General features: G+C 64.3%; 16 protein-coding genes. 6 read left to right on the top strand and 10 right to left on the bottom strand.

What is annotated here, in order from left to right; genetic code table 11:
• Positions 1-2: 2 nt before the first annotated feature.
• The 3 genes from AB7535_RS12390 to ndk all read right to left on the bottom strand — a co-directional run bounded on the left by AB7535_RS12390 (position 3) and on the right by ndk (position 4006).
• Positions 3-2336 carry a TonB-dependent receptor gene (locus AB7535_RS12390; RefSeq protein WP_439036363.1) on the bottom strand — a complete coding sequence of 778 codons (2334 nt, stop codon included), beginning with the start codon at positions 2334-2336 and terminating at the stop codon, positions 3-5.
• Between the two features lie 345 nt (positions 2337-2681).
• Positions 2682-3542: a TerC family protein gene (locus AB7535_RS12385; RefSeq protein WP_439036362.1), complete on the bottom strand. Its 861-nt coding sequence runs from the start codon at positions 3540-3542 to the stop codon at positions 2682-2684.
• A 41-nt stretch (positions 3543-3583) separates the two neighbouring features.
• On the bottom strand, positions 3584-4006 hold the full coding sequence (ndk, locus tag AB7535_RS12380) for a nucleoside-diphosphate kinase (RefSeq protein ID WP_027535388.1): 423 nt from the start codon (positions 4004-4006) through the stop codon (positions 3584-3586).
• A gap of 311 nt (positions 4007-4317) precedes the next feature.
• Between ndk and AB7535_RS12375 the strand changes: the two genes are divergently transcribed.
• The 3 genes from AB7535_RS12375 (at position 4318) to AB7535_RS12365 (ending at position 6882) form a co-directional block, all read left to right on the top strand.
• Complete coding sequence (locus AB7535_RS12375) at positions 4318-4572, top strand: hypothetical protein (RefSeq protein WP_014495771.1); 255 nt, start codon at positions 4318-4320, stop codon at positions 4570-4572.
• A gap of 216 nt (positions 4573-4788) precedes the next feature.
• Positions 4789-4962, top strand: coding sequence for a hypothetical protein (locus AB7535_RS12370; protein ID WP_166096073.1), 174 nt, complete (start codon positions 4789-4791; stop codon positions 4960-4962).
• A 57-nt stretch (positions 4963-5019) separates the two neighbouring features.
• On the top strand, positions 5020-6882 hold the full coding sequence (locus AB7535_RS12365) for an ABC-F family ATP-binding cassette domain-containing protein (protein ID WP_439036361.1): 1863 nt from the start codon (positions 5020-5022) through the stop codon (positions 6880-6882).
• An 83-nt stretch (positions 6883-6965) separates the two neighbouring features.
• On the opposite strand, the gene AB7535_RS12360 is transcribed toward AB7535_RS12365, so the two are convergent.
• From AB7535_RS12360 to AB7535_RS12330, 7 genes are all read right to left on the bottom strand, one after another.
• Entirely contained in the window at positions 6966-7931 is a 966-nt protein-coding gene (locus AB7535_RS12360) for a tripartite tricarboxylate transporter substrate-binding protein (protein ID WP_071917504.1), read from the bottom strand.
• Between the two features lie 177 nt (positions 7932-8108).
• Positions 8109-9557, bottom strand: coding sequence for an HlyD family type I secretion periplasmic adaptor subunit (locus AB7535_RS12355; protein ID WP_166352775.1), 1449 nt, complete (start codon positions 9555-9557; stop codon positions 8109-8111).
• Positions 9544-11676 carry a type I secretion system permease/ATPase gene (locus AB7535_RS12350; protein ID WP_166352773.1) on the bottom strand — a complete coding sequence of 711 codons (2133 nt, stop codon included), beginning with the start codon at positions 11674-11676 and terminating at the stop codon, positions 9544-9546. The genes AB7535_RS12355 and AB7535_RS12350 overlap by 14 nt, the downstream gene beginning before the upstream one ends.
• A 27-nt stretch (positions 11677-11703) precedes the next feature.
• Positions 11704-14553: a beta strand repeat-containing protein gene (locus tag AB7535_RS12345; protein WP_439036360.1), complete on the bottom strand. Its 2850-nt coding sequence runs from the start codon at positions 14551-14553 to the stop codon at positions 11704-11706.
• A 483-nt stretch (positions 14554-15036) separates the two neighbouring features.
• Positions 15037-15525 carry a hypothetical protein gene (locus AB7535_RS12340; protein ID WP_028147753.1) on the bottom strand — a complete coding sequence of 163 codons (489 nt, stop codon included), beginning with the start codon at positions 15523-15525 and terminating at the stop codon, positions 15037-15039.
• 166 nt (positions 15526-15691) lie between these two features.
• On the bottom strand, positions 15692-16144 hold the full coding sequence (locus AB7535_RS12335; RefSeq protein ID WP_014495779.1) for a DNA polymerase III subunit chi: 453 nt from the start codon (positions 16142-16144) through the stop codon (positions 15692-15694).
• A 6-nt stretch (positions 16145-16150) separates the two neighbouring features.
• Entirely contained in the window at positions 16151-17650 is a 1500-nt protein-coding gene (locus AB7535_RS12330) for a leucyl aminopeptidase (RefSeq protein ID WP_166352769.1), read from the bottom strand.
• Between the two features lie 341 nt (positions 17651-17991).
• Here AB7535_RS12330 and lptF point away from each other — a divergent pair, with 341 nt between their 5' ends.
• The 3 genes from lptF to AB7535_RS12315 are packed head-to-tail and all read left to right on the top strand — an operon-like array spanning position 17992 to position 22741.
• Positions 17992-19161, top strand: a complete 1170-nt coding sequence (gene lptF / locus AB7535_RS12325) for an LPS export ABC transporter permease LptF (protein ID WP_063983679.1) — start codon at positions 17992-17994, stop codon at positions 19159-19161.
• Positions 19158-20255, top strand: a complete 1098-nt coding sequence (gene lptG, locus AB7535_RS12320; protein WP_063983680.1) for an LPS export ABC transporter permease LptG — start codon at positions 19158-19160, stop codon at positions 20253-20255. The genes lptF and lptG overlap by 4 nt, the downstream gene beginning before the upstream one ends.
• Positions 20255-22741: an LPS-assembly protein LptD gene (locus AB7535_RS12315; protein WP_166096043.1), complete on the top strand. Its 2487-nt coding sequence runs from the start codon at positions 20255-20257 to the stop codon at positions 22739-22741. Before lptG ends, AB7535_RS12315 begins: the two co-directional genes overlap by 1 nt.
• Positions 22742-22758 lie beyond the last annotated feature (17 nt).

Here is a 22758-nt window from a genome sequence, read left to right as displayed (position 1 = left end):
CCTCAGAAATCCGTCGACATCGACAATAGCAGGGTTCGCGGTACACCTTGCGACAATGCGGAGAAGCTCGCCACGCCAGCCCAGTAATTGGTATCGAACACGTTCTGAACCAGGGCCCGAAGCGTCACCGGCCGGTTGTTGATCCGCGTGTTGAAGCGGGCACCCAGGTCGAGCCTCGTCCAGGCCGGAACGACCTGCGTGTTCGCCGCATCCAGATATTGGTGTCCCGTATAGATGGTATTGGCGACCAGCGTCAGTCCAGGTGCGAACGGCGTGTCCCATTCGGCGGACAGGTTTGCCTGCACCTGAGGCACACCGATCGGCGTCTTGCCGAGATTGGTTGGCGTGCTTGTCTTTGTCAGTTCTGCATCGATCAACGTCACGCCGCCAAGGACTCGTATGCCCGGCTGCACCTCTCCGAATACGGTGAACTCCAGGCCGCGATTGCGCTGTTCGGCGTCGGCCCGGAAGATCTTGTCGACACCCAATTGTCCCGACGGCTTGGTGATCTGGAACACGCTGATCGTGGTGGCCAGCATTCCGAAGTCGACCTTGACGCCTGCCTCGTGCTGCTTGCTGAAGTAAGGCGCAAGAACTTCCCCCTGATTGCTCGCGGTCGTCGGTGCGACGTCGCCCTTGCTGAGCCCTTCGATGTAGTTGGTGTAGAGCGAAACGTTGCTCCAGGGCTTGACGACGAGGCCGACCATCGGCGTGAGCGCCGTCTGGTCATAGGAGGACGTGACCGCTCCCGTGGTGGTATTGAAGTTGTTGGACTTCACCCCCTGCTGGCGCACGCCGACGGTCAGCTGAAGGCGCTCCTGAAAAACCGACAAAGTGTCAGCCAGCGCCAGGCCGGTCAATTCGGTATCCGAAAGCTTCGGAACAGTCGCGGGAGCAGCAACGAGCTGCTCAGGACGGGCGATCGGCGCATAGATGTTGGACAGAACCGACGTTCCGGACACAGAGCCCCGTGAGATCTGATCCGTGTAGTAGCTGCCCTGGAAACTCACGGCGTGACTGATCGCGCCGGTTTCAAACCGGGCGCGCACACCGGCGTCGGCGACATTCCTGTCGATATCGAATTTGAATCGTCCCGGTGTCGACGTGGTGTTGCCGGCAGCGTTCAGGATCGTCGGCGTGCCGAACAAGCGATCGACCTGGGTCCTGCCGCCACCGCCGTCGGCGAACACCGTCACGGACTCCGTCACATCGTATTCGGCGCGCGCCAGCAGCGAGTTGTCGTGAACCTTGGCCCATTCCCAGGCCTGCGTGACGTTGCGCCTCCCGACCGGCGCGGTCGGGACAGCTACGCCTGTTGCGACCAGAAACGGTCTCGTGGGCGCGTCGAACTTTTCTTCCTGATCGATGAAGTCGAGCGATGCTCTGAATTTCTCACCGCGATAATCGAATGCGGCGGCGCCGACATGCGCCTCCCGGTTCTGGTTGTCCAGCGGCGTATCACCATTGTGATAGCTGCCATTGACGCGAATTCCGAATTCGCGGTTCTCGCCGAACCGTCGGCTGACGTCGAGATGCGTGCCGAACTGGCTGTTCGTCGCGTAGTCGGTCGTAACCCGTGTGAGATCGACATCAGAGGCACGCTTCGGGACGATATTGATGGTGCCCCCGACGCTGCTGTTCGGGGCCATCCCGTAAAGTAGCGCGGTCGGGCCCTTGATGATCTCGATCCGTTCGACGTAGTCGGTGAAGACACGGTAGTTCGGTGCAACACCGTAGACACCGTTGAAGGCAATTTCTCCGACATTCCCCTCGCCGATAGGAAAGCCGCGGATGAAGAAGGAGTCGAGAATGCCGCCGGTCTGGCCGGTGAAACGGACCGAAGGGTCGTTGCTGACAACGTCGGCTATCGTGCTGGCCTGTTGATCTTCGATTTTCTTCGCCGTGTAACTGGTGATGTTGAACGGCGTGTCCATGAAATCCCTGTTGCCCAGCAAGCCGATCTGGCCTCCGCGGGCGACCTGCCCACCTGAGTAGGAGGGCGGGAGTGCGCCGGGCCTTGCGGCAGCGGGCTTCGCTTCCGCCTGCATCCTGGCCCGCTCACTCGCGGGCGCGCTTTGACGGCCCCCCCTTCGACTTGGGTTCAAACGCGGGCGTGCACGCTGCTTCGGCACGTCGGCGGTGACGGTCACCGCCGGCAAGGCCGTCGCCGTCTCCGGCGCAGCGCCTTGCGCGCTGGTGCGGTGAAGGAAGCCGTCGCCGAACAAGGCGATGGAGACCAGAGAGGCCGCGAAGGCCGTCGGTCTGGAGAACTTCGGATGGGATTTGACGGTAGCGGCAAGAATAGCAACAGGGCGGCAGGTGGCTCTCGAAGACATTTCTCAACAGCTTCCGGTTTGACAGGAATAAATACCGGAGCGACGTGCCGCGGCATGAGCCGCCAAGTCAATAAAAACGCCTTTATTTTCAGTAGTTTATAATAAGTCAAAGTCTAAATCGCGCAGAGGTTGAGAGCGCTGTGGGTCACCCACGAAGTGCCGGACCGCACTGTGCGTGACCGCCTGACGCGCGAGTTCGCCATAAGGCGGCAATGCTCCCGGCGTGCGGACTATGATGACCGGTTCAGTGGGGAAGGCGACCGTCGGAACCCCTGTCAGAATGATCGCGCGCAAGACCTCTCCCCGCCGGGAAGAGGCAAGCAAAACCAGATCATGCCGTAGAGATTACTCCGCCGAGGCCTTGGCGTGGCGCTCTGAGGACTCCAGCGCGGCCGCGCTCAGGCTGCGCCGGCGCCAGATGCTGCCGACGACCAGCACGACGACGACACCGAGAGCTGCGCAGAGATATTCGCCGCCTCCGCCACCATGGGCGAATTGGGGCGGGATGCGAAGTGCGCCGAGCATGCTGTCCAGCGAGGCACCGAGCGGGCCGTCGAACAGCGTGTGCAGCTTCGGCGCGATGCCGGGATCGGTCGCGATCACCTCGCCCGAGATCCAGCCGAGCAGTGCTGCACCCGCCCAGACCAGGACCGGCAGCTTTGCGAGCAGCGCCATGATCAGGGCCGCACCGGCGACGATCAGCGGCACGCTGATGGCAAGGCCGAGGATCAGCAGCGGCACGCTGCCATTGGCGGCGGCGGCCACCGCAATGACGTTGTCGAGACTCATGACGATGTCGGCGACGACGACGATCTGCACCGCCTGCCACAGATGCGAAGCGGACTCGACGCCCTCCTCGTCCTCGTTCTCCGGCACCAGGAGCTTCGCCGCGATCACGATCAGCGCGAGACCGCCGACGAGCTTGAGATACGGCAGCTCCATCAAGCTCGCGACGATGCCGGTGAAGATGATCCGCAGCAGCACGGCTGCGCCGGCGCCGAAGATCATGCCCCACAGCCGGTGTCGCGGCTTGAGGCCGCGGCAGGCGAGCGCGATCACCAGCGCGTTGTCGCCGGAGAGCAGGATGTTGATCCAGATGATCTTGGCGACCGCAACCCAGAAGGTCGGTTCGGCCATCTCGTTGCGAAACTGGGTGAAGAATGCCCCGATCGTAGCGGGATCGAAGATCTGCCAGAGCCAGTTCACAATACGTCCTTTCGCCCCGTCGATATTAACCTATCGGCTGATCAGCCGACGATCTCGTTGCCCGAGAAGAACTGCGCGATTTCGATCGCAGCGGTCTCCGGCGCATCCGACCCGTGAGCGGAATTCTCGCCGATCGACTTTGCGTAGAGCTTGCGGATGGTGCCGTCGGCGGCCTTGGACGGATCGGTCGCACCCATCGCGTCGCGGTACTTGGCAATGGCGCCCTCGGCTTCCAGCACCTGGACCACCACCGGGCCCGAGGTCATGAACTCGACGAGCTCGCCGAAGAACGGGCGCGCCTTGTGCACGGCATAAAAGGTCTCGGCCTGTTCCTTGGTCATGCGGATGCGCTTCTGCGCGACGATGCGCAGGCCCGCCTTCTCGATCACGGCGTTGACCGCACCGGTCAGGTTACGCGCGGTCGCATCGGGCTTGATGATCGAGAAAGTGCGTTCGATGGCCATAATCTTGTCCTTGAGAAGAAAGCGGTGGTTCGGAGTTGCCGGGCTTATATCGGCGCCTTTGCCGGACGGCAAGCGACCGCCAAAACCGCCCCCGGACGCTTCGCCGCAGGCTGCCCCGCCGGATCTAGTCATGGATTACCGAGATTTCACCCAGATGAACCCAATCTGAAGGCTCCGTTCAGGGCTTGGTTCAGCTTCGCCAGCGTAAGGTCGGGCCTATCGAAACCGAAAGCCCGATCATCAGGCAGACCGTTTCGGCGGCCTTTCCATCGACGCGATAGCCCCGCGCCGGCAGTCTTTAGGAGATCACCATGTTGAGGAAACTTTCGCTTGCCGCTGTCGCCGCGGTTGCGCTGGGTGCCGCGCTGGCGCCGACCTCCGCCTCCGCTCACTGGCATGGCGGCTGGGGCTGGCACGGCGGTGGCGGTGGCTGGCACCACGGCTGGGGTGGACCGCGCTTCTATGCCGGCGGCCCCGTCTCCTACGGTTATGGCGGCTGCTACGTGCGCCGGCTGGTCCCGACCCCCTGGGGACCCCGCTGGCGGCTGATCAACCGCTGCTACTGAGCCCGTCAGCACCTTCCTGAGGTACCTAGGCCCCCCAGGTACCTTCCAAGCGAAGCCCCGGCGTTCCCCTGCGCCGGGGCTTTGTACTTGGGCGGCTATTGCCCGACTTCATGCAATTTTTACTGGAGAGCCGGGCAATGTCCGCGAGCGGCGAAACCATTTGGGGGGCCAAGGACTTGGTACCGTGTCATCACCTTGAGAACACGGAACCCCACAATGGCTGGCCTTTTTGCCAATGACAGCGAACAGATCGACCGGCGCACCAGCCGCTCGATTTGCGATGCGGTGGGCGAACGGCTTCAGCAGAGCCTGCGCCCCGAACCACGGCTCCCGACGCATCTCGAACAGCTCCTCGACGAGTTGAAGCAGCGCGACCGCGATTCGCACTGACGTGAGGCTCACGCAAAAACGGGTTGCGTTCGACGCGCCTTGCGGTGACAAGGCCGCATGCTTGCTATCACCGACCTCTCCATCCGCCTTGCCGGACGCCTTCTGATTGACCAGAGTTCCGTGCAGATCACGCCCGGCGCGCGCGTCGGCATGGTCGGGCGCAACGGCACCGGCAAGTCGACCCTGTTCAAGGTGATCCGCGGCGAGCTGGCGGCCGAGCACGGCACGGTCACCCTGCCGCCACGCTGGCGCGTCGGCAGCCTCGCGCAGGAGGCCCCTAACGGCCCCGAAAGCCTGATCTCCGTCGTGCTCAAGGCCGACCTCGAACGCGACGCGCTGCTTCACGAAGCGGAGAGCGCGACCGACCCGCACCGGATCGCCGAGATCCAGACCCGCCTCGTCGACATCGACGCCCATTCGGCGCCGAGCCGCGCGGCCGCGATCCTGTCCGGCCTCGGCTTCTCCGCCACCGACCAGCTCCGCCCTTGCGCCGAATTCTCCGGCGGCTGGCGCATGCGCGTTGCGCTCGCAGCCACGCTGTTCGCCGCGCCTGACCTCCTGCTGCTCGACGAGCCCACCAACTATCTCGACCTCGAAGGCACGCTGTGGCTCGAGGATCACCTTGCGCATTATCCGCGCACGGTGATCGTGATCAGCCATGACCGCGACCTGCTGGAAAGCTCGGTCGACCAGATCCTGCATCTGGAGCGCGGCAAGCTCACTCTCTACAAAGGCACCTATTCCTCCTTCGAGGAGCAACGGGCCATGCGCGAGCTGCTCGATGCCAAGGCGGTCAAGCGCCAGGAAGCCGAACGCGCGCGGCTGCAGGCCTTCGTCGACCGCTTCAAGGCGAAAGCCTCGAAAGCCCGCCAGGCGCAATCTCGTGTAAAAATGCTGGAGCGGCTGAAGCCGATCACGGCGCTGGTCACCCAGGACGTGCGCGAAATCAGCTTTCCCGCGCCGGAGAAAATCCTGTCGCCGCCGATCATCGCCGCCGACAACGTCGTGGTCGGCTACGATCCGAACACGCCCGTGCTTAACCGCGTCACCTTGCGCGTCGACAATGACGACCGCATCGCGCTCCTTGGTTCCAACGGCAACGGCAAGTCGACGCTGGTGAAACTGCTCGCGGGCCGCCTCGCACCGTTCTCGGGCAAGGTGACGCGTGCCGACAAGCTCTCGATTGCCTATTTCGCCCAGCACCAGCTCGACGAATTGAACGAGGATGCCTCGATCTACGACCACGTCCGCAAGCTTATGGGTGAAGCGCCCGAGGCCAAGGTGCGCGCACGCGCCGGCGCGATCGGCTTCTCCGGCAAGGCGGCCGACACCAAGGTCGCAAAGCTCTCGGGCGGCGAGAAGGCGCGCTTGCTGCTGGGGCTGGCGACCTTCTTCGGCCCCAACATGATCATTCTGGACGAGCCGACCAACCATCTCGACATCGACAGCCGCGCTGCGCTTGCGGAGGCGATCAACGAATTCCCCGGCGCCGTCATCATGGTTTCGCACGACCGCTATCTGATTGAGTCCTGCGCCGACCAACTCTGGATCGTCGCCGACCGGACCGTGACCAATTACGACGGCGACCTCGACGAGTACCGCCGCCTGGTGCTGTCGGCGCGCAACGGCGAGCCCGCCCCGCGCGAGCGTAGCGCTGCGAGCGAGAAGCCGCAGCGCCCGAGATCGGACAATCGCGGCTCGCTGAAGAAGCGCATCGCGGAAGCCGAGAGCGAGATCGCCCGCGTCAGCGAGATCATCACCAAGATCGACACCGCACTCGCCCTGCCCGACATCTTCACCAGGGATCCCAAGCAGGCCGCGCAACTGTCGAAGGCCCGCGCCAACGCTGCCGACGCGCTGGCGCGTGCGGAGGAACAGTGGCTGGAGGCGAGCACGCAGTTCGACGAAGCGGCGGGCTAGACTCAAAATCTGAAAAACAACCCCATGCACAGTACGGGTAACAAATTACCTACCTGCAAGCCACTGAGCAGTTGGCCCTTTACTCAATCGGCATACTGCCCCGCCGCCTTGATGATCGGGGCCCAGCGATCGACCTCGCTCGTCAGCATCGCACCGAGCGCCTCCGGCGTCGCCTTGTCCTGCGGGACCGGCTCGGTGTTGATGTCGTTGAACCGGGCGATCAATGTGGAATCCGTCAGCGCGGCCTGAAGCGCCGCCGTCAGCTTCTGAACGACCGCGGGCGGCGTGCCCTTGGGGGCATAGAGGCCGTGCCAGACGCCGAGCTCGAAACCCTTCAGGCCGGCCTCGTCGGCGGTCGGCAGATCAGGCAGGCTCTTCAGCCGCTCCTTGGTCGTGATCGCGTAGGCCTTGACCTGCTTGGCGGTGATCGGGCCGGTGGTGTTCGTTGCCTGGTCGCAGGTGAGATCGATCTGCTTGCCGAGCAGATCGTTCATGATCGGACCGTTGCCCTTGTAGGGCACCGTGGTGAGCTGCTTCTGGATCGCCGTCATGAACAGCATGCCGCACAGATGCGATGCCGCGCCTAACCCGGCATTGGCATAGGTCAGCTTGTCCCCCTGCTGCTGGGCGTAGGCGACCAGTTCCTTGAGCGTGTCGGCCGGGAAATCGGAACGCGCGATGATGGTCATCGGCGCGTTGGTCACAAGCCCGATCGGCGCAAAGGCGGTCTTCGTGTCGTAGCTCAGATTGCGATACAGCGTGGCCGCGGTCGAGATGCCGACATGATGGACCAGCAGCGTGTAGCCGTCCGGCTGGGCGCGCGCGGCGCGGGTCGTGCCGATCGTACCGCCGGCGCCGGTCGCGTTCTCGACGATCATCTGCTGCCCGAGGGATTTCGCCATGCTTGCTGCGGTCAGGCGCGCGATGGTGTCGGTCGGTCCGCCGGCGGCGTATGGCACCAGCACGGTGATGGGCCTCGTCGGATAGTCTTGGGCGACAGCCGGGCCGAGCGACAGAAGCAGAGCCGACACGATCGTGATGAAACGCATGTTCCCTCCAAGATTCTTTATCGCGCCATAAAAGCGCATCCCCGGCCGCACGGCCATCAGGAAAGCGACCTCTGCAAAAGTGTCGCAATCACGATGATCCGCGCCGAGAATGGCGACGTCGCCGGCGAGACGAATGGTGGGCAGGCGTGATACGGCTCCGCTGGAGCAAAATGGGATCTACCGCTCCCGCATGATCTCCTGTCGGTAGCGCTGAAGCGGAGATAACAGGTAGCTCAAAATGGTGCGCGAGCCAGTCCTGATCTCCACTGTCACGGCCATTCCCGGTGACAGGCTGACGAGGCGATCGTCCACCTGCATTTGCGTGCGATCGAGCGAGATGCGTGCGCTGTAGCTCAACTCCTGCCCGTTAGGCTCGCTGCTGTCGCGCGGCGTCCCGAGCGCGCGGTCGCTTCCCGGCGGACGGTCGCGGATGATGGCGTCCTGCGAGACGCTCAGCACCCGCCCCTCCAGCAGGCCGTAGCGGGTGAAGTTGAAGGTGTCGATCTTGACGGCGGCATCCTGCCCGACCTCGACGAAGCCGATGTCGCGGTTGGAGATCATCGCCTCGACCTCGAGCCGCGTATCTGATGGCACGATCACCAGCAGCGATTGCGCGGGCGTGACCACACCGCCCACGGTGTGGACTGCAAGCTGCTGTACCACGCCGTCGACCGGCGAGGTCAGCTGCTGCAGCCGGGTCCGCTGCTGCGCCTTGATCAGATCCCGCGCGACGCCATTGGCTTTCTGCTCGCTCTTGGCGAGTTCGTCGGACAGGCTCTTGCGATACTCCGCCACGGCCTGGGTGCGGGTCTCCCGGATCGCGGCGACGGCCGCCTCGGCTTCCTTCAGATGGCTGCTCTGGACGCGAAGCTCCTCCTGCTGCTCGATCAGAAGCTGAAGGGTCTCGTAATAGGTCAGCTTCGAGCCGATTTCCTTCTCCATCAGAATCTTGCGGATATCGACGCGCTGCTGGGTGACGGGGAGCAACGCATCCAGCTTGTGGATCGTCGCCGCAATGGTCTGATGCTCGGCCTCCTTCTGCGCCTGCTGGCGCGCAAGCGACGCCAATTTGGCGCGATGCTCGCTGACCTGATTGGCAAGAAGCTGCCGCTGTGTCGCGACCAGCGAGGGATCGGCATCCGCAGGCGGGACGAGATCGGTGGAGGCATCTTCGCCGCTTGCCAATGCGGCGCGGAGACGCGCCATATTGAGCCGTTCGGCCATGAGATCGTCATGCAGGTGATCGCGCTCCGCGGCATTCACGGTCGGATCGAGCTCGATCAGCACGTCGCCCGATTTGACCGCCTGCCCGTCCTGCACGTGGATGGCGCGCACCACCCCGGTCTCGAACGGCTGGACCACCTTGCTTCGCCCGCTCGACACCACCTTCCCGGTTGCGGACGCCACGATGTCGATCGTGCCCCATGCCGCCCACGCGAGTGCCGCGCAGACAAGGAGCATCAGGGCGATCGCGATGGCCCGGCCGATCGGTGACGGTGGCGCCTCGGCAATCTCCAGCGCCGCGGGCAGGAAGGCGATCTCTTCAGTGCGCCGCCCCTTCGCTTTCCGGAAGGGAACGACGGTCTGCTCCGGCCGCGGGGCCGGCACCGCGCTAGCCGACCTCATAGATCCCTCCCTGGAGACGATGCAGGGCCGCGTATCGGCCACCGGTCTTGATCAACGCGTCATGCGTGCCGTCCTCGACCAGACGGCCGCGCTCGAGCGTGAAGATGCGATCGGCGCCGCGAACGGTGGACAGCCGATGCGCGATGATCAGAACGGTGCGGCCCCTCGCGATCTCCTTCATATTCTCATGGATGATCCGCTCGCTTTCATAGTCGAGCGCGCTGGTCGCTTCATCGAAGATCAAGATGCGGGGATTGGTCACCAACGCGCGGGCGATCGCGATGCGCTGACGCTGCCCGCCCGAGAGCGTCGAGCCGCGCTCGCCGACGACAGTGTCGTAGCCTTCGGGAAGCTCCAGAATGAAATCATGCGCGCCAGCAAGTTTTGCTGCGTCCATGACGCGGTCCATCGGCAGGGTCGGATCGGCCAGCGCGATGTTGTCGCGCACCGAGCGGTTGAACAGCATGTTGTCCTGGAGCACCACGCCGATCTGACGGCGGAGCCAGGCCGGATCGGTCATCACAAGATCCATTCCGTCGATCAGCACGCGGCCGCCTTGCGGAACGTAGAGCCGCTGCACCAGCTTGGCGAACGTGCTCTTGCCCGAGCCCGACGATCCGACGATGCCGACGGTTTGCCCGGCCGGAACATCGAACGAGACGTCATGCAGGATTTCCGGCCCATCGAGCCGGTAGCGGAACAACACGTGCTCGAACCGGATATTGCCCCGGATCGGCGGCAGCCCCGCACGCGCCGCCGAATAAGCCGGCTCTGCCGCGCTGTTGAGGATGTCGCCAAGCCGCGCGATCGAGAGCCGCGCCTGATGAAAATCCTGCCAGACCTGGGCCAGCCGCAGCACGGGCGCCGAAACGCGCCCCGCAAAAATGTTGAAGGCTACGAGCTCGCCGACGGTCAATGCGTCGCCGATCACGAGGCGCGCGCCGACATAGAGAATGGCGGCGGTCACGACCTTGCTGACGAACTGGACGAGCTGGCTTGCGGTGTTGCCAAGGCTGGTGACACCAAAACTCGCCGAGACATAGCCGGCGAGCTGTTCTTCCCACCGGCGCTGCATCTGCGGCTCGACCGCCATCGCCTTCAGCGTCTCGATGCCGCTGACGCTCTCGACCAGAAAAGCCTGGTTCTCGGCGCCACGGCGGAATTTCTCGTCCAGCCTGCGGCGAAACAGCGGCGTCGCCACCGCCGAGATCGCGATGTAGAACGGGAACGATGCCAGCACGATGCAGCTCATCAGCGGCGAATAGGCGAACATCACCGCCAGGAATACCGAGGTGAAGAACAGGTCGATGAGCAGCGTCAGCGACGAGCTGGTGATGAAATTGCGGATGTTCTCGAGCTCGCGAACCCGCGCCACGGAATCGCCGACGCGCCGCGCCTGAAACCAGGCCATCGGCAATGCCAGAAGGTGGTGGAACAGCCGCGCCCCCAGCTCCACGTCGATGCGGTTGGTCGTATGCGCAAACAGATAATTACGCAGGATACCCAGCACCGTGTCGAACAGCGAGACGACGACGAGACCGATGACGAGCACGTCGAGCGTGGACAGCGAGCGGTGGACCAGCACCTTGTCGATCACGACCTGGAAGAACAGCGGTGAGACCAGCGCGAAGAGCTGGAGGAAGAACGAGGCGGCCAGCACCTCGCCGAACAGCCGCCGGTATTTGCCGATCGCGCCGATGAACCAGGTGATATCGAAATGGCGCCCGAGGTCGGAGAGCCCGGCGCGCCGGGCCATCAGGATCAGTCCGCCGTCCCAGATCGCGCACAGCTCGTCGCGCTCCATCAGCACCGGGCGCTGGGCCTGCGGCGATTGCACCAGCACCTTGTCAGCGGAGGCCTTTGCGATGACCATGAAGCTGCCGTCGCGCAGCACTGCGATCGCCGGCAGCGGGCTGCCTGACAGACGACTCCACTGCGTTCGATAGGTTCGTGCCTTGAGGCCGAGAGATTTGGCGCAGCGGATGATCTCCGCTGCGCCAAAGATAGCCGTTCCGGTCCGGTGCCTGAGCTGGTCGCGGTCGGCCGCAACACCCTGCAAATGCAGCAGGGTGAGCAGCGCGTCCAACCCCGTATCGGTCGAGACCGCGTTCGTGGTCATGGGCGTTCTCCGGGCCGGAGTTAAGCGTCAGGCGTGCTGCGGCGGTGCGAGGGTCTGGCTCTGTGCCGCGTGCGGATCGGGCAATGGCATCTCGCCGTGACCGTCACCTGCCGGAACGAGGTTTGCCGCCATGGCCTGGTTGAGCAGCATCGCGGCCGCCATCGCCCCGCCCCCGTTGATGACGACGTTGTTGCCGGGGCCACCGTCGAGGACGTCCTGTCCGCCGCCACCGATCAGCACGTCGTCACCCGCACCGCCCGCGAGCGTGTCGTTGCCGGGGCTGCCGATCAGGACGTCATCGCCATTGCCGCCATTGGCGACGAGCTGGATGCCTCCGTGCAGACCGGAGGCCGTGATGACGTCGTCGCCATCGAGGCCGTTGATCACGATCCTGTCGCCTGTGCCGGCATCGGTGATGTTGATGTCCTGGCCAAGCCCCGACACCGTAATGATGCCGTCGTGCTCGGTCACCGTGATGACGTCGCTGCCGCTGGTTCCGTTGATCGTCACCGTATCCGCGGCGCCGTCATTGGCGCCGAGGTCGAGGTTGACCTGATTCACGCCGGTCCCGGAGAGGTCGCCAACCGTGATGTTGTCGGCACCACCGAGGGCGTTGAAGTTGATATGCTCGACGCCGTTCAGGTCCATCGCGATGGCAGCAACATCGCGGGTGAACAGCACCCGGCCGCCATTGGCCGAGATGTTGATGTTCTCGTTGATGTTGGCGCCGTTGAACAACAGCGTATCGGTGCCCTTGCCGCCTTCGACAATGTCGCTGCCGTCGCCGGGATTCCAGACGAAGGTATCATCGCCGGCGCCGAGATTGGCAACGTCGTTGCCACGGCCGCCGTTCACAATGTCATTGCCGGCACTGCCGGTGATGGTGTCGTTGCCGTCACCGCCGTTGATGTTGAGGCTGAACGGCTGCCCCGCCTTGATGGACGAGGCATTGATGACGTCGTTACCGCCTCCGCCGTTGACGGTCAGGACGTCACCGGCATCGGCGTGAGCGATGGTCACCTGCGCCGCAAGGCCGTTGACAACGATCGATCCGCCAGAGGTCGTGATCGAGATGTTGTCATCGCCTGCGGTGCCGTTCACGGTCACACGATCTGCCGCACCGTCACCACTCTGGCTGCCGGGGCCGGCACTGAGGTCGATCGCCACCTGCGTGACGCCGGTGCCGGAGAGATCGTTGACGGTGATGTTGTCGGCGCCGCCGGCGGCAGCGATCTGCACATGCTCGACGCCGTTGAGATCCATGGTGATGGCGCCGACGTCGCGGGTGAGAAGCGCGCGGCCGCCATTCGCCGAGATCGACATGTTCTCGGCGACGTTGGAGCCGTTGAACACCAGCGTATCCGTTCCCGCGCCACCTTCGACGGTGTCGCTACCATCACCGGGATTCCACGTGAAGAGGTCGTCGCCTGCGCCGAGAAGAGCGACGTCGTTGCCGCGGCCACCGGTGACCTTATCGTTTCCGTCGCCGCCGATCAGGGTGTCGGCGCCCTGACTGCCGGTGATGGTATCGTTGCCCGCGCCGCCGTCGATGGTCAGCCCAATCGCCGCAGCAAGTAGCGATGCATCGATGACGTCGTTGCCGCCGAGCGCCTGGATCACCAGCCGGTCGTTGGCAGCTTCCGCATTCGCGATCGTCACGACTTCGGGCAGGCCCGTCACCGTCACGGTCGTCCCGTTGGACGTGACCTCGATGTGCTGGCCGCCGTTAGTGCCGTTGACGGTCACCGTGTCGGCCGCGCCGTCGCCTTGCGTGCCGCCGGGAACGGCTCCGAGATCGACCAGCACCTGCTTGACGCCGGTCCCGGAGAGATCGCCGACGGTGATGTTGTCGGCGCCGCCGCGTGCATCGAATTCGATCTGCTCGATGCTGTTGAGGTCCATCGTGATGTTGGCGACGTCGCGGGTGAAGCGCACCCGGCCACCATTGGCCGAGATGTCGATGGTCTCGTTGATGTTGGCTCCGTTGAACAGCAGCTTGTCGTTGCCCGATCCGCCTTCGACCGTGTCGCTGCCGTCGCCGGGATTCCAGATGAAGGTGTCGTCGCCCGTCCCTAATTGCGCGACGTCGTTGCCGCGTCCGCCATTGACGATGTCGTCGCCGCTGCCGCCGATCAGGAGGTCGTTGCCGTCGCCCCCGGTGATCCTGTCGTTGCCGGCGCCGCCGTCGAGCGTCAGCGAGATCAGGCTGGCGAGTCCATTGCTTGCGGTGATGACGTCGTCGCCGCCGCCGGCGTGCAGCACAAGATTCTCCGTCGTGCCGATGTCGAGCGAAAATGGCGCGGCGCCTGTCCCGTCGAATCGCACGCGCGTGCCGTTCGCCGTGATCGTGAACGTCTCCGGGTCATTGCTTCCGTTGACCTGCGCGGTGTCGTTGCCGTCACCGCCCTCGAACAGGTTGGTGCCGCCCCCCGGATTCCAGATCATGAGGTCGTTGCCCGCTTCGCCGAACAACTGGTTGTCGCCGCTGCCGCCGTCCAGCGTGTCGTTCCCCGCGCCGCCAAACAGCAGATCGTTGCCGCCGCCGCCCTTGATCGTGTCGTCGCCGGCCTGCCCAAACAGCAAATCGGCACCTGAGCCGCCCGTGATCCTGTCATTGCCGTCGCCGCCGAAAATGTGCACCGCGGGCATCGGGCCGTTGGATTCGTTAACGGTGATCGTGTCGTCGCCGCCCTGACCGAAGATGTCGATCTCATTGGTGTTGGCCACAGTGGGATCGCCACCGATCGTCTTCACCTGCCCGTTATTGATGAGAACGCGGCCCGACTTGTCGCGGCTGATCACGACGCCGTTATTGGCGCTATCGCCGAAAATGGTGAGCTGGCCCGTAACCGGGGAGAAAACAGAGGTAGTAGACATCCAAATATTCCTTCGATCGATCTAGCCCCTCCTCTCGATGCGTAGCAGTGGTGCGGATGTCTTACTTGAAGCACTGCTTTAGACACGCGTGATTATTCTGGAGATTTCCTCCAGTTTTCCTCCGGGCTGATTTCGACAGCGGATGCAAACGCTCTCACATCACGAATTGCCGATCACGTATAACGGCAGCGTGACTTTCGAAGGCGCGCGCGAGTCCCACCAACACATTGATGCGCGCGCAGAAGCCACAGCTCGAAGTGACGACGCATTCGTTTTGATGAGATGGCGAATTCGATCGTTGCTCTCGTGCCCCGGACACAGCGCAGCACGATAGTGGTGCGCTGTTGAGCCGGGGCTCATGATCGAGAGAGACTGGATCGAGAGAGACCAGGTCCCGGCTCTGCGCAGCAGCGCATAGCGCGCCGAAGACGCGTGTGGACGCGCTGATGGCGCTGCAGCGCGTCCGGGACGCGAGAGTTCGGCTTACGCCGACTTCTTCTTCGGCTTCGGCTTGGTCGCCTTCGGCATGACAGGCGCTTCCGGCGTGCCCTCGATCGAGGACAGACGGCCGGACGTGAAGGTGTAGATGCCCGCGCGCGGACCGGTGCTCCAGGTGACCACGGCAACGCGCCGACCGGCGGCATCACTGGAGAGGTTGACGGTCGAGGGCGCCCCGATGCCGCGCACCACATCGCATTCGGTGTGACCGAGGGCGACCGTGCCGCCCATGGGCGCCGGCGCCGTCGTCGAAGCATTGGCGTCAGCCGGCCCGGGGGGCGGCGTCATGCCGGGACAGGCGCCGTCGGCGCTGACCAGATCCTCGGCCGTCACGGGCTTGTCGGGGGTCAATGGTGGTGATTCGATTGAGATGCTCTTGATGAACAGGCGGCTCGGCGTGTTGAACCACTGGGCATCCTTGGACAACAGGTCGGTCCCCGAGCAGCCCGCGAGCAGCGGTGCTACGGCAGCCAACGCAACTATGAGCGAGCTGGGAAGCTTTTGATGTCGCACGATAAACTAAATTCCCCGCATGAAGGACCGGCCCTAAGCGATTGTCCCAACATCACTTTGCGGCACGAAGGTGACAAAAGCCAGCATCGCCCGAAAAGTGCAAATTATCATTAATTGCAAACGACCGCTAATTTCGGCGCTGCCAACGGCCCCGTTCGTCGGCCTGCCAATAGGTGACATCAAATCCCCGCGCCTTGCAATCCGTCCAGGCGCTCCGGGCAAACGCCAGCGCATCCGGATCGTCGCCGTTGAACAGCAGCACCATGCGTTCATAGCCCTGCGCGTCCTGCGGCAGCGCGGCGTTGTCGACCAGGAAGCGGACATTGGCGCCGTTGGGATTGTCCTCCTCGATCGCCAGCACGATCGGCTGATCGGCGGCATCGTTCACGCGCCATGTCGCGTGCGGCAGGAAGGAATCGTCGCGGTAGGTCCATAAGTGCGCGTCGAGCGCGTCGGCGCGCTCCGGCGAGGTCGACTGCACCACGACGCGCCAGCCGCGCTCGAGCGATTTCTCGAGAAGCGGCGGCAACACGTTCTCCACCGTCATGTTTTGCAGATGGTAGAAAAGGACTTCGGTCATCTCAGATCATTTGCGCTCGTAGTGGTCGGCGACCAGACGGTCGAGCAAACGCACACCGTAACCGCTTCCCCAGCTCTGGTTGATGTCGGTCTTCGGCGCGCCCATCGCGGTGCCGGCGATGTCGAGATGCGCCCAGGGCGTGCCGTCGACGAAGCGCTGCAGGAACTGCGCCGCGGTGATCGAGCCGCCATGGCGGCCGCCGGTGTTCTTCATGTCGGCGAACTGGGAATCGATCAGCTTGTCGTATTCGGGGCCGAGCGGCATGCGCCAGACCTTCTCCCCGCTCTCGATGCCGGCCGCGAGCAGACGGTCGGCGAGTTCGTCATTGTTGGAGAACATGCCGGCATGCTCGGTGCCGAGCGCGACCATGATCGCGCCGGTCAGCGTCGCCAGATCCACCATGAATTTCGGCTTGGTCTTTTTCGCGACGTACCAGAGCACGTCGGCCAGCACGAGGCGGCCTTCGGCGTCGGTGTTGATGATCTCGATGGTCTGGCCCGACATCGAGGTGACGATGTCACCCGGCCGCTGCGCATTGCCGTCGGGCATGTTCTCGACGAGGCCGATGGCGCCGACGACGTTGGCCTTGGCCTTTCGCGCGGCGAGCGCGTGCATCAGGCCGACGACGCAGGCGGCACCGCCCATGTCGCCCTTCATATCTTCCATGCTGCCGGCCGGCTTGATCGAAATGCCGCCGGTGTCGAAGCAGACGCCCTTGCCGACGAAGGCGACCGGCGCCTCGCCCTTCTTGCCGCCGTCCCAGCGCATGATCACGGTGCGGCTCGGCCGCGACGAGCCCTGGCCGACACCGAGCAGCGCGCCCATGCCGAGCTTGTCCATCGCCTTGACGTCGAGCACCTCGACCTTGACGCCGAGCTTGCGGAGCTGACTGGCGCGGCGTGCGAACTCCTCGGGGAAAAGCACGTTCGGCGGCTCGTTGACGAGGTCGCGCGCGATGATCACGCCGTCGACGACATGGCCGGCCGAGGCAAACGCCTTCTTCGCCGCGGTGGCATCGCCGACCGCAAGCGAGACGTCGGCGCGCAAGCCGCCCTCCTCGCCGTCTTTCTTTTTCGTCTTGTAGCGATCGAACTTGTAGGCGCGCAGCCGCAGGCCAGAGGCGATCGCAACCGCCTGCTCGCTGGTCATGGCGCCATCGGGAAGTTCCGCCATGATGGTCATGGCAGCGGCCGCGGCCGAAAGCTTGCTCGCCGCCACGCCGCCGAATTTGAGGAAGTCGTTCGCCTTCAGGCTCGCCGCCTTGCCGGCGCCGATCACGACCAGGCGGGTGGCCTTCAGCCCCTCCGGTGCCAGGACGTCCAGCGCGGCGCCGCTTTTGCCCTTGAAGCCGGCGGCGGAGGCCGCCCGCTTGACCAGCTCAGTGGCGCCGCCGAGTGCCTTGGCCGTCGCCGGACCGAGCTTCAGAGTGTCGTCGCAGAACACGACCAGGATGCCACGGGCGGCAGCAGACAGCGGGACAAAGCCGACCTTGATGGCATCGGACATGGGTAACTCCTTCAAAACATCGGGCTTTTCGTCGCTGGGCGGACCCGGCCACGGGCCGGAGCTGAACGACGATTCACTGGACTTTCCCCACTATGGGCCACCGGCGCGGTGGCTGCCAAGCACCCCCGTGGCCGCCGGGCCACAACGAGGGAAATATTAACCATATATTGACGGCGCCACGGGGCAGCCATTTTGTTGATGGATCAAAGGGATGGTAGTGAGAGAGTAAGCCGGTGGAAGAGGTGGTTGGCCGACCTTGGGGATCCCCTGATCGGGGATTGGTTGGGCAGCCGGACTTCCGGCCTGGATTGGGGTGCTGGTGGGGATTCGTGCGGTAGCGCATGGGGTCAATCGATAGGTATATCTTCCGCACGACGCTGGCGTCGTTTGCGCTGGTCCTGGTCAGCCTCACCGGCGTGATCTGGATTACGCAGGCGTTGCGCGGCATCGACCTGATGACGAGCCAGGGTCAGACCATCCTGACCTTCCTCGGCATCACCAGCCTCGTCGTGCCGGCACTGGTCCTGATCATCTCGCCGATCGCGCTGATGATCGCGATCTCGCACACGCTGAACAAGCTCGCGACCGATTCCGAGATCATCGTGATGAATGCCGCCGGCTTCTCGCCGTTCCGGCTGTTCTATCCGTTCTTCTACGCCACCTGTGTCGTGGCGCTGCTGGTCGCCTTCATCGCGGCCTATCTCGCCCCCGACGGCATGCGGCGGATCAAGCAGTGGGACGCCGAGATCACCGCCGACGTGCTCACCAACATCCTCCAGCCCGGCCGCTTCGCCCAGCTCGACAAGAACCTGACGATCCGGATCCGCGAACGCCAGCCCGGCGGCATCCTCGCCGGGATCTTCATCGACGATCGCCGCGATCCCAACGAGCGCGTCTCGATCGTCGCCGAGCATGGCGAGGTCGTGAAGAACGACAACGGCTCGTTCCTGGTGCTCAAGGACGGCAATCTCCAGCGCTTCGAGGCCGGCAAGCGCGATCCCGCGCTGGTGGCGTTCGGCCGCTACGGCTTCGACATGTCGAAATTCTCGGGCCAGGGTCACGACGTCACCCTCGGCATCCGCGAGCGCTATCTCTGGGAGCTGTTCTCGCCGTCCGAGGACGATCCGGTCTACAAGCAGATTCCCGGACAGTTCCGCTCGGCTCTGCACGACAGCCTGCTGGCGCCGATCTATCCCTTCGCCTTTGCCGTGCTGACCTTCGCCTTCCTCGGCGCGCCGCGCACCACGCGCCAAAGCCGCAACTTCTCGATCGGCGGCTCGGTGATCGCCGTGTTCGGCCTGCGCATGGCAGGATTCGCCTGCTCGGTGATGGCGGTAAAGTCGCCTGGCCCGGTGCTGTTCCAGTACGCGATGGTCCTTGGCGCCATCGGCGTCGGGCTGTGGTTGATCATCGGCGGCATCGTGGTCGAGCCGCCGCCCCGCCTCATGGAGGCCATCAACAGGTCGAACGCGCGCATCGCGCGGCTGTTCGGACGGCCGGCCGCCGCATGAGCATGCTCACCAACACCCTCGGGCGCTATTTCGCCGGACGCTTCGTCGTCGCGGCGCTCGGCGTGTTCGCGGGCATCTTCCTGCTGCTGGTGCTGGTCGACTACATCGAGATGGTGCGCAAGACCTCAGGGCTCGCATCCGCCTCCGCGATCATGGTGGCCGAGACCTCGCTGTTCCGGGTCCCGCAATTGCTGGAGAAGCTGACGCCGTTCTGCATGCTGATCGGCGCCATGACCTGCTATCTCGCCCTCTCCCGCCGGCTCGAGCTCGTGGTCGCGCGCGCCGCCGGAATCTCCGCGTGGCAATTCATCTCGCCGGCCCTCGGCAGCGCGCTCCTGATCGGGGTGATCGCCACCGTCGCCTACAATCCGATGTCGGCGAACCTGCGCGAGCTGTCCAAGCGCATGGAAGCCGAGCTGTTCGGCTCGGCCCCCGGCGGCGGCATCCAGGACGCCTCCGGCTTCTGGCTCAACCAGGTCACCAATGACGGCCAGGTCATCATCAACGCGGCGCGCAGCGAGCAGCAGGGCGTCCGGCTGACCGGCCTGACCCTGTTCCGATTCGATACGGACTGGCATTTCAAGGAGCGGATCGAGGCGCGCGAGGCGGCGCTGGAGTCCGGTCACTGGCTGTTCAAATCGGTGCGCCGCTTCTCGCTGGATTCGCCGCCGATCGACCAGGCGACGTTGGAGATTCCGACGACGCTGACGGAAGCCCAGATCCGCAACAGCTTTTCCACACCCGAGACTGTGTCCTTTTGGCAACTACCGAGCTACATCCGCTCCTCGGAGAGCTCGGGCTTCGCGACAGCCGGCTATCGACTCCAGTATCACAAGCTCCTGGCACAGCCGTTTTTGCTGGCCGCCATGGTGATGCTGGCGGCTTCCGTGTCGTTGCGTTTCTTCCGGATGGGCGGCGTGCAGAAGATGGTTTTGAGTGGCGTGGGCGCAGGCTTTCTGCTCTACGTTTTGTCGAAAGTGACTGAAGACTTGAGCAAGGCTGAGTTGATGCATCCGATCGCTGCGGCGTGGTTGCCCGCGGTGGTGGGCGGCCTCACCGGCTTTTTGGCCTTGTTGTATCAGGAGGACGGTTAGTGACTGCCGTCCATCGAGGGCTCGTGTCTCGTTTGACGCAGCGTACTGTGGTGCGCGCGAACGGATACGGCTTGTCCATTCGCAGGCTCCTGCTGGCTGTCGCCGCCGTGGCGTCGCTCGGCGGGCTGATGGACGTTGCCGCCGTGACGCCGGCCTCCGCTCAGAGCTTCACCTACAATCCGCTGCCGCCGCGTGCGAAGCCGCCGAAGGTCGCCAACGACAACCAGATGCTGGTTCAGGCGACCGAGGTCGACTACGACTACAACAATTCGCGCGTCTCCGCGGTCGGTAACGTCCAGCTGTTCTACAACGGCACGAGCGTCGAGGCCGACAAGGTCATCTACGACCAGAAGACCAAGCGGCTGCATGCCGAAGGCAACGTCCGCATGACGGACGCCGACGGCAAGATCACCTATGCCGAGATCCTGGATCTCTCCGACGACTACCGCGACGGTTTCGTCGATTCGCTGCGCGTCGACACCGCCGACCAGACCCGCATGGCCGCGAGCCGCGCCGACCGCTCCAGCGGCAACTACACGGTGTTCGAGAACGGCGTCTACACGGCCTGCGCGCCGTGTAAGGACGATCCGAAGAAGCCGCCGCTGTGGCAGGTCAAGGGTGCGCGCATCATCCACGACCAGCAGGAGAAGATGCTGTATTTCGAGACGGCGCAGCTCGAATTCTTCGGCGTGCCGATCGCCTACATGCCCTATTTCTCGACGCCCGACCCGACCGTGAAGCGCAAGACCGGCTTCCTGATGCCGGGCTTCACGTCGAACACGCCGTTCGGCTACGGTGTCGAAGTTCCGTTCTACTGGGCGATCGCGCCCGATATGGACATGACCTTCAGCCCGCGCATCACCTCCAAGCAGGGCGTGCTGTTCCAGGCCGAGTACCGCCAGCGCCTGATGGACGGCGCCTACCAGATCCGAGTCTACGGCATCGACCAACTCGACCCCGGCGCACTCGCCGGCCAGCCCGGCGACCGCCAGTTCCGCGGCGCCGTCGACACCAAGGGTCAGTTCGCGCTGAACGACAAGTGGGTCTGGGGCTGGGACGGCGTCGTCATGTCCGACTACTACTTCTTCTCGGACTACCGCTTGTCGCAATACCGCGATCCGCTGGGCTCGTTCCTGTATCTGCCGACCGACGCATTGTCGCAGCTCTATCTGACCGGCGTCGGCAATCGCAGCTTCTTCGATGCGCGCACGATGTACTGGCTGAGCTACTCGGGCAACCAGAGCCAGGTGCCGATCGTCTATCCCGTGATCGACTATTCGAACGTGCTCAACTATCCGGTGTTCGGCGGCGAGTTCAGCTACAAGACCAACTTCACCAACCTGTCGCGTGACACGGCGGTGTTCGATCCGATCACCACGCTCGCCAATACCGCCAGCCTGTGCACGACGACGTCGGCCGATCCGCTCGCGCGCACGCCGTCGCAGTGCTTGCTGCGCGGCGTCCCCGGCACCTACACCCGCCTCACGGCGGAAGCGCAGTGGCGCAAGTCCTACACCGACCCGTTCGGCGAGATCTGGACACCGTTCGCCAGCCTCCGCGCCGACGCGATCAACGCCTCGATCTCCAACCAGCCGGGCGTGTCGAACTACCTGCCGGTCGGCGACACCCAGGCGTTCCGCCTGATGCCGACCGTCGGCCTCGAATACCGCTATCCCTTCATCAACGTTCAGCCCTGGGGCTCGACCACCATCGAGCCGATCGCGCAGGTCATCATCCGGCCGAACGAGCCCTATGCCGGCAAGTTCCCGAACGAGGACGCCCAGAGCATGGTGTTCGACACCTCGAACCTGTTCAGCGTCGACAAGTTCTCCGGTTACGACCGCGTCGAGGGCGGCGGCCGCGCCAATGTCGGCGTGCAGTCCACCACGCAGTTCGACAAGGGCGGCGCCGTCAAGGTGCTGTTCGGCCAGTCCTACCAGCTGTTCGGCCTGAACTCCTACACGGTCCAGGACACCATCAACACCGGCCTTGATTCCGGCCTCGACAAGCCGCGCTCGGATTACGTGGCGAGCGCCAGCTACTCACCCAACAGCACCTACACGTTCAGCGTCCGCTCCCGCATGGACGAGCAGACCTGGAACGTTCAGCGCTTCGAGGCGGAAGGCCGCGCCAACTTCAATCGCTGGTCGGTCAGCATGATGTACGGCAATTACGCCGAGCAGCCGGAGCTCGGCTATCTGACGCGGCGCGAGGGCATCCTGACCTCGGGCTCGATCAAGGTCGCGGCCAATTGGGTGGTGACCGGCTCGGCGCGCTGGGACCTCGAGGCCAACAAGATCAACCAGTATGTGCTCGGAGCGGGCTATGTCGACGATTGCTTCGTGCTCGGCGTGAACTATGTAACTTCGTATAGTTACTCTGCGGGCACGGCGCCGCCCGTGCTGAACCACGCGTTCATGTTCCAGATCGGCCTGCGCACGCTGGCGACCTCGACGGGGTCCAGCTCGTCCGCCGGCTACCAATGAACCGTCTGAAATGACGG

Origin of the sequence: Bradyrhizobium sp. 956_D2_N1_4, assembly GCF_052076025.1 — a bacterium.
Taxonomy (GTDB): Bacteria; Pseudomonadota; Alphaproteobacteria; order Rhizobiales; family Xanthobacteraceae; genus Bradyrhizobium; species Bradyrhizobium barranii.
Note: the sequence above shows the minus strand (reverse complement) of the source record. Positions and strands in the feature narration are given on the sequence as shown.

What these genes read in the sequence shown, in the direction of transcription:
- AB7535_RS12355 (WP_166352775.1), bottom strand. Translation starts at nt 9,557, where the DNA reads ATGAGGTCGGCTAGCGCGGTGCCGGCCCCGCGGCCGGAGCAGACCGTC.
- AB7535_RS12345 (WP_439036360.1), bottom strand. Translation starts at nt 14,553, where the DNA reads ATGTCTACTACCTCTGTTTTCTCCCCGGTTACGGGCCAGCTCACCATT.
- AB7535_RS12390 (WP_439036363.1), bottom strand. Translation starts at nt 2,336, where the DNA reads ATGTCTTCGAGAGCCACCTGCCGCCCTGTTGCTATTCTTGCCGCTACC.
- lptF (WP_063983679.1), top strand. Translation starts at nt 17,992, where the DNA reads ATGGGGTCAATCGATAGGTATATCTTCCGCACGACGCTGGCGTCGTTT.
- AB7535_RS12350 (WP_166352773.1), bottom strand. Translation starts at nt 11,676, where the DNA reads ATGACCACGAACGCGGTCTCGACCGATACGGGGTTGGACGCGCTGCTC.
- AB7535_RS12370 (WP_166096073.1), top strand. Translation starts at nt 4,789, where the DNA reads ATGGCTGGCCTTTTTGCCAATGACAGCGAACAGATCGACCGGCGCACC.
- AB7535_RS12360 (WP_071917504.1), bottom strand. Translation starts at nt 7,931, where the DNA reads ATGCGTTTCATCACGATCGTGTCGGCTCTGCTTCTGTCGCTCGGCCCG.
- AB7535_RS12335 (WP_014495779.1), bottom strand. Translation starts at nt 16,144, where the DNA reads ATGACCGAAGTCCTTTTCTACCATCTGCAAAACATGACGGTGGAGAAC.
- AB7535_RS12375 (WP_014495771.1), top strand. Translation starts at nt 4,318, where the DNA reads ATGTTGAGGAAACTTTCGCTTGCCGCTGTCGCCGCGGTTGCGCTGGGT.
- AB7535_RS12365 (WP_439036361.1), top strand. Translation starts at nt 5,020, where the DNA reads ATGCTTGCTATCACCGACCTCTCCATCCGCCTTGCCGGACGCCTTCTG.
- lptG (WP_063983680.1), top strand. Translation starts at nt 19,158, where the DNA reads ATGAGCATGCTCACCAACACCCTCGGGCGCTATTTCGCCGGACGCTTC.
- AB7535_RS12330 (WP_166352769.1), bottom strand. Translation starts at nt 17,650, where the DNA reads ATGTCCGATGCCATCAAGGTCGGCTTTGTCCCGCTGTCTGCTGCCGCC.
- ndk (WP_027535388.1), bottom strand. Translation starts at nt 4,006, where the DNA reads ATGGCCATCGAACGCACTTTCTCGATCATCAAGCCCGATGCGACCGCG.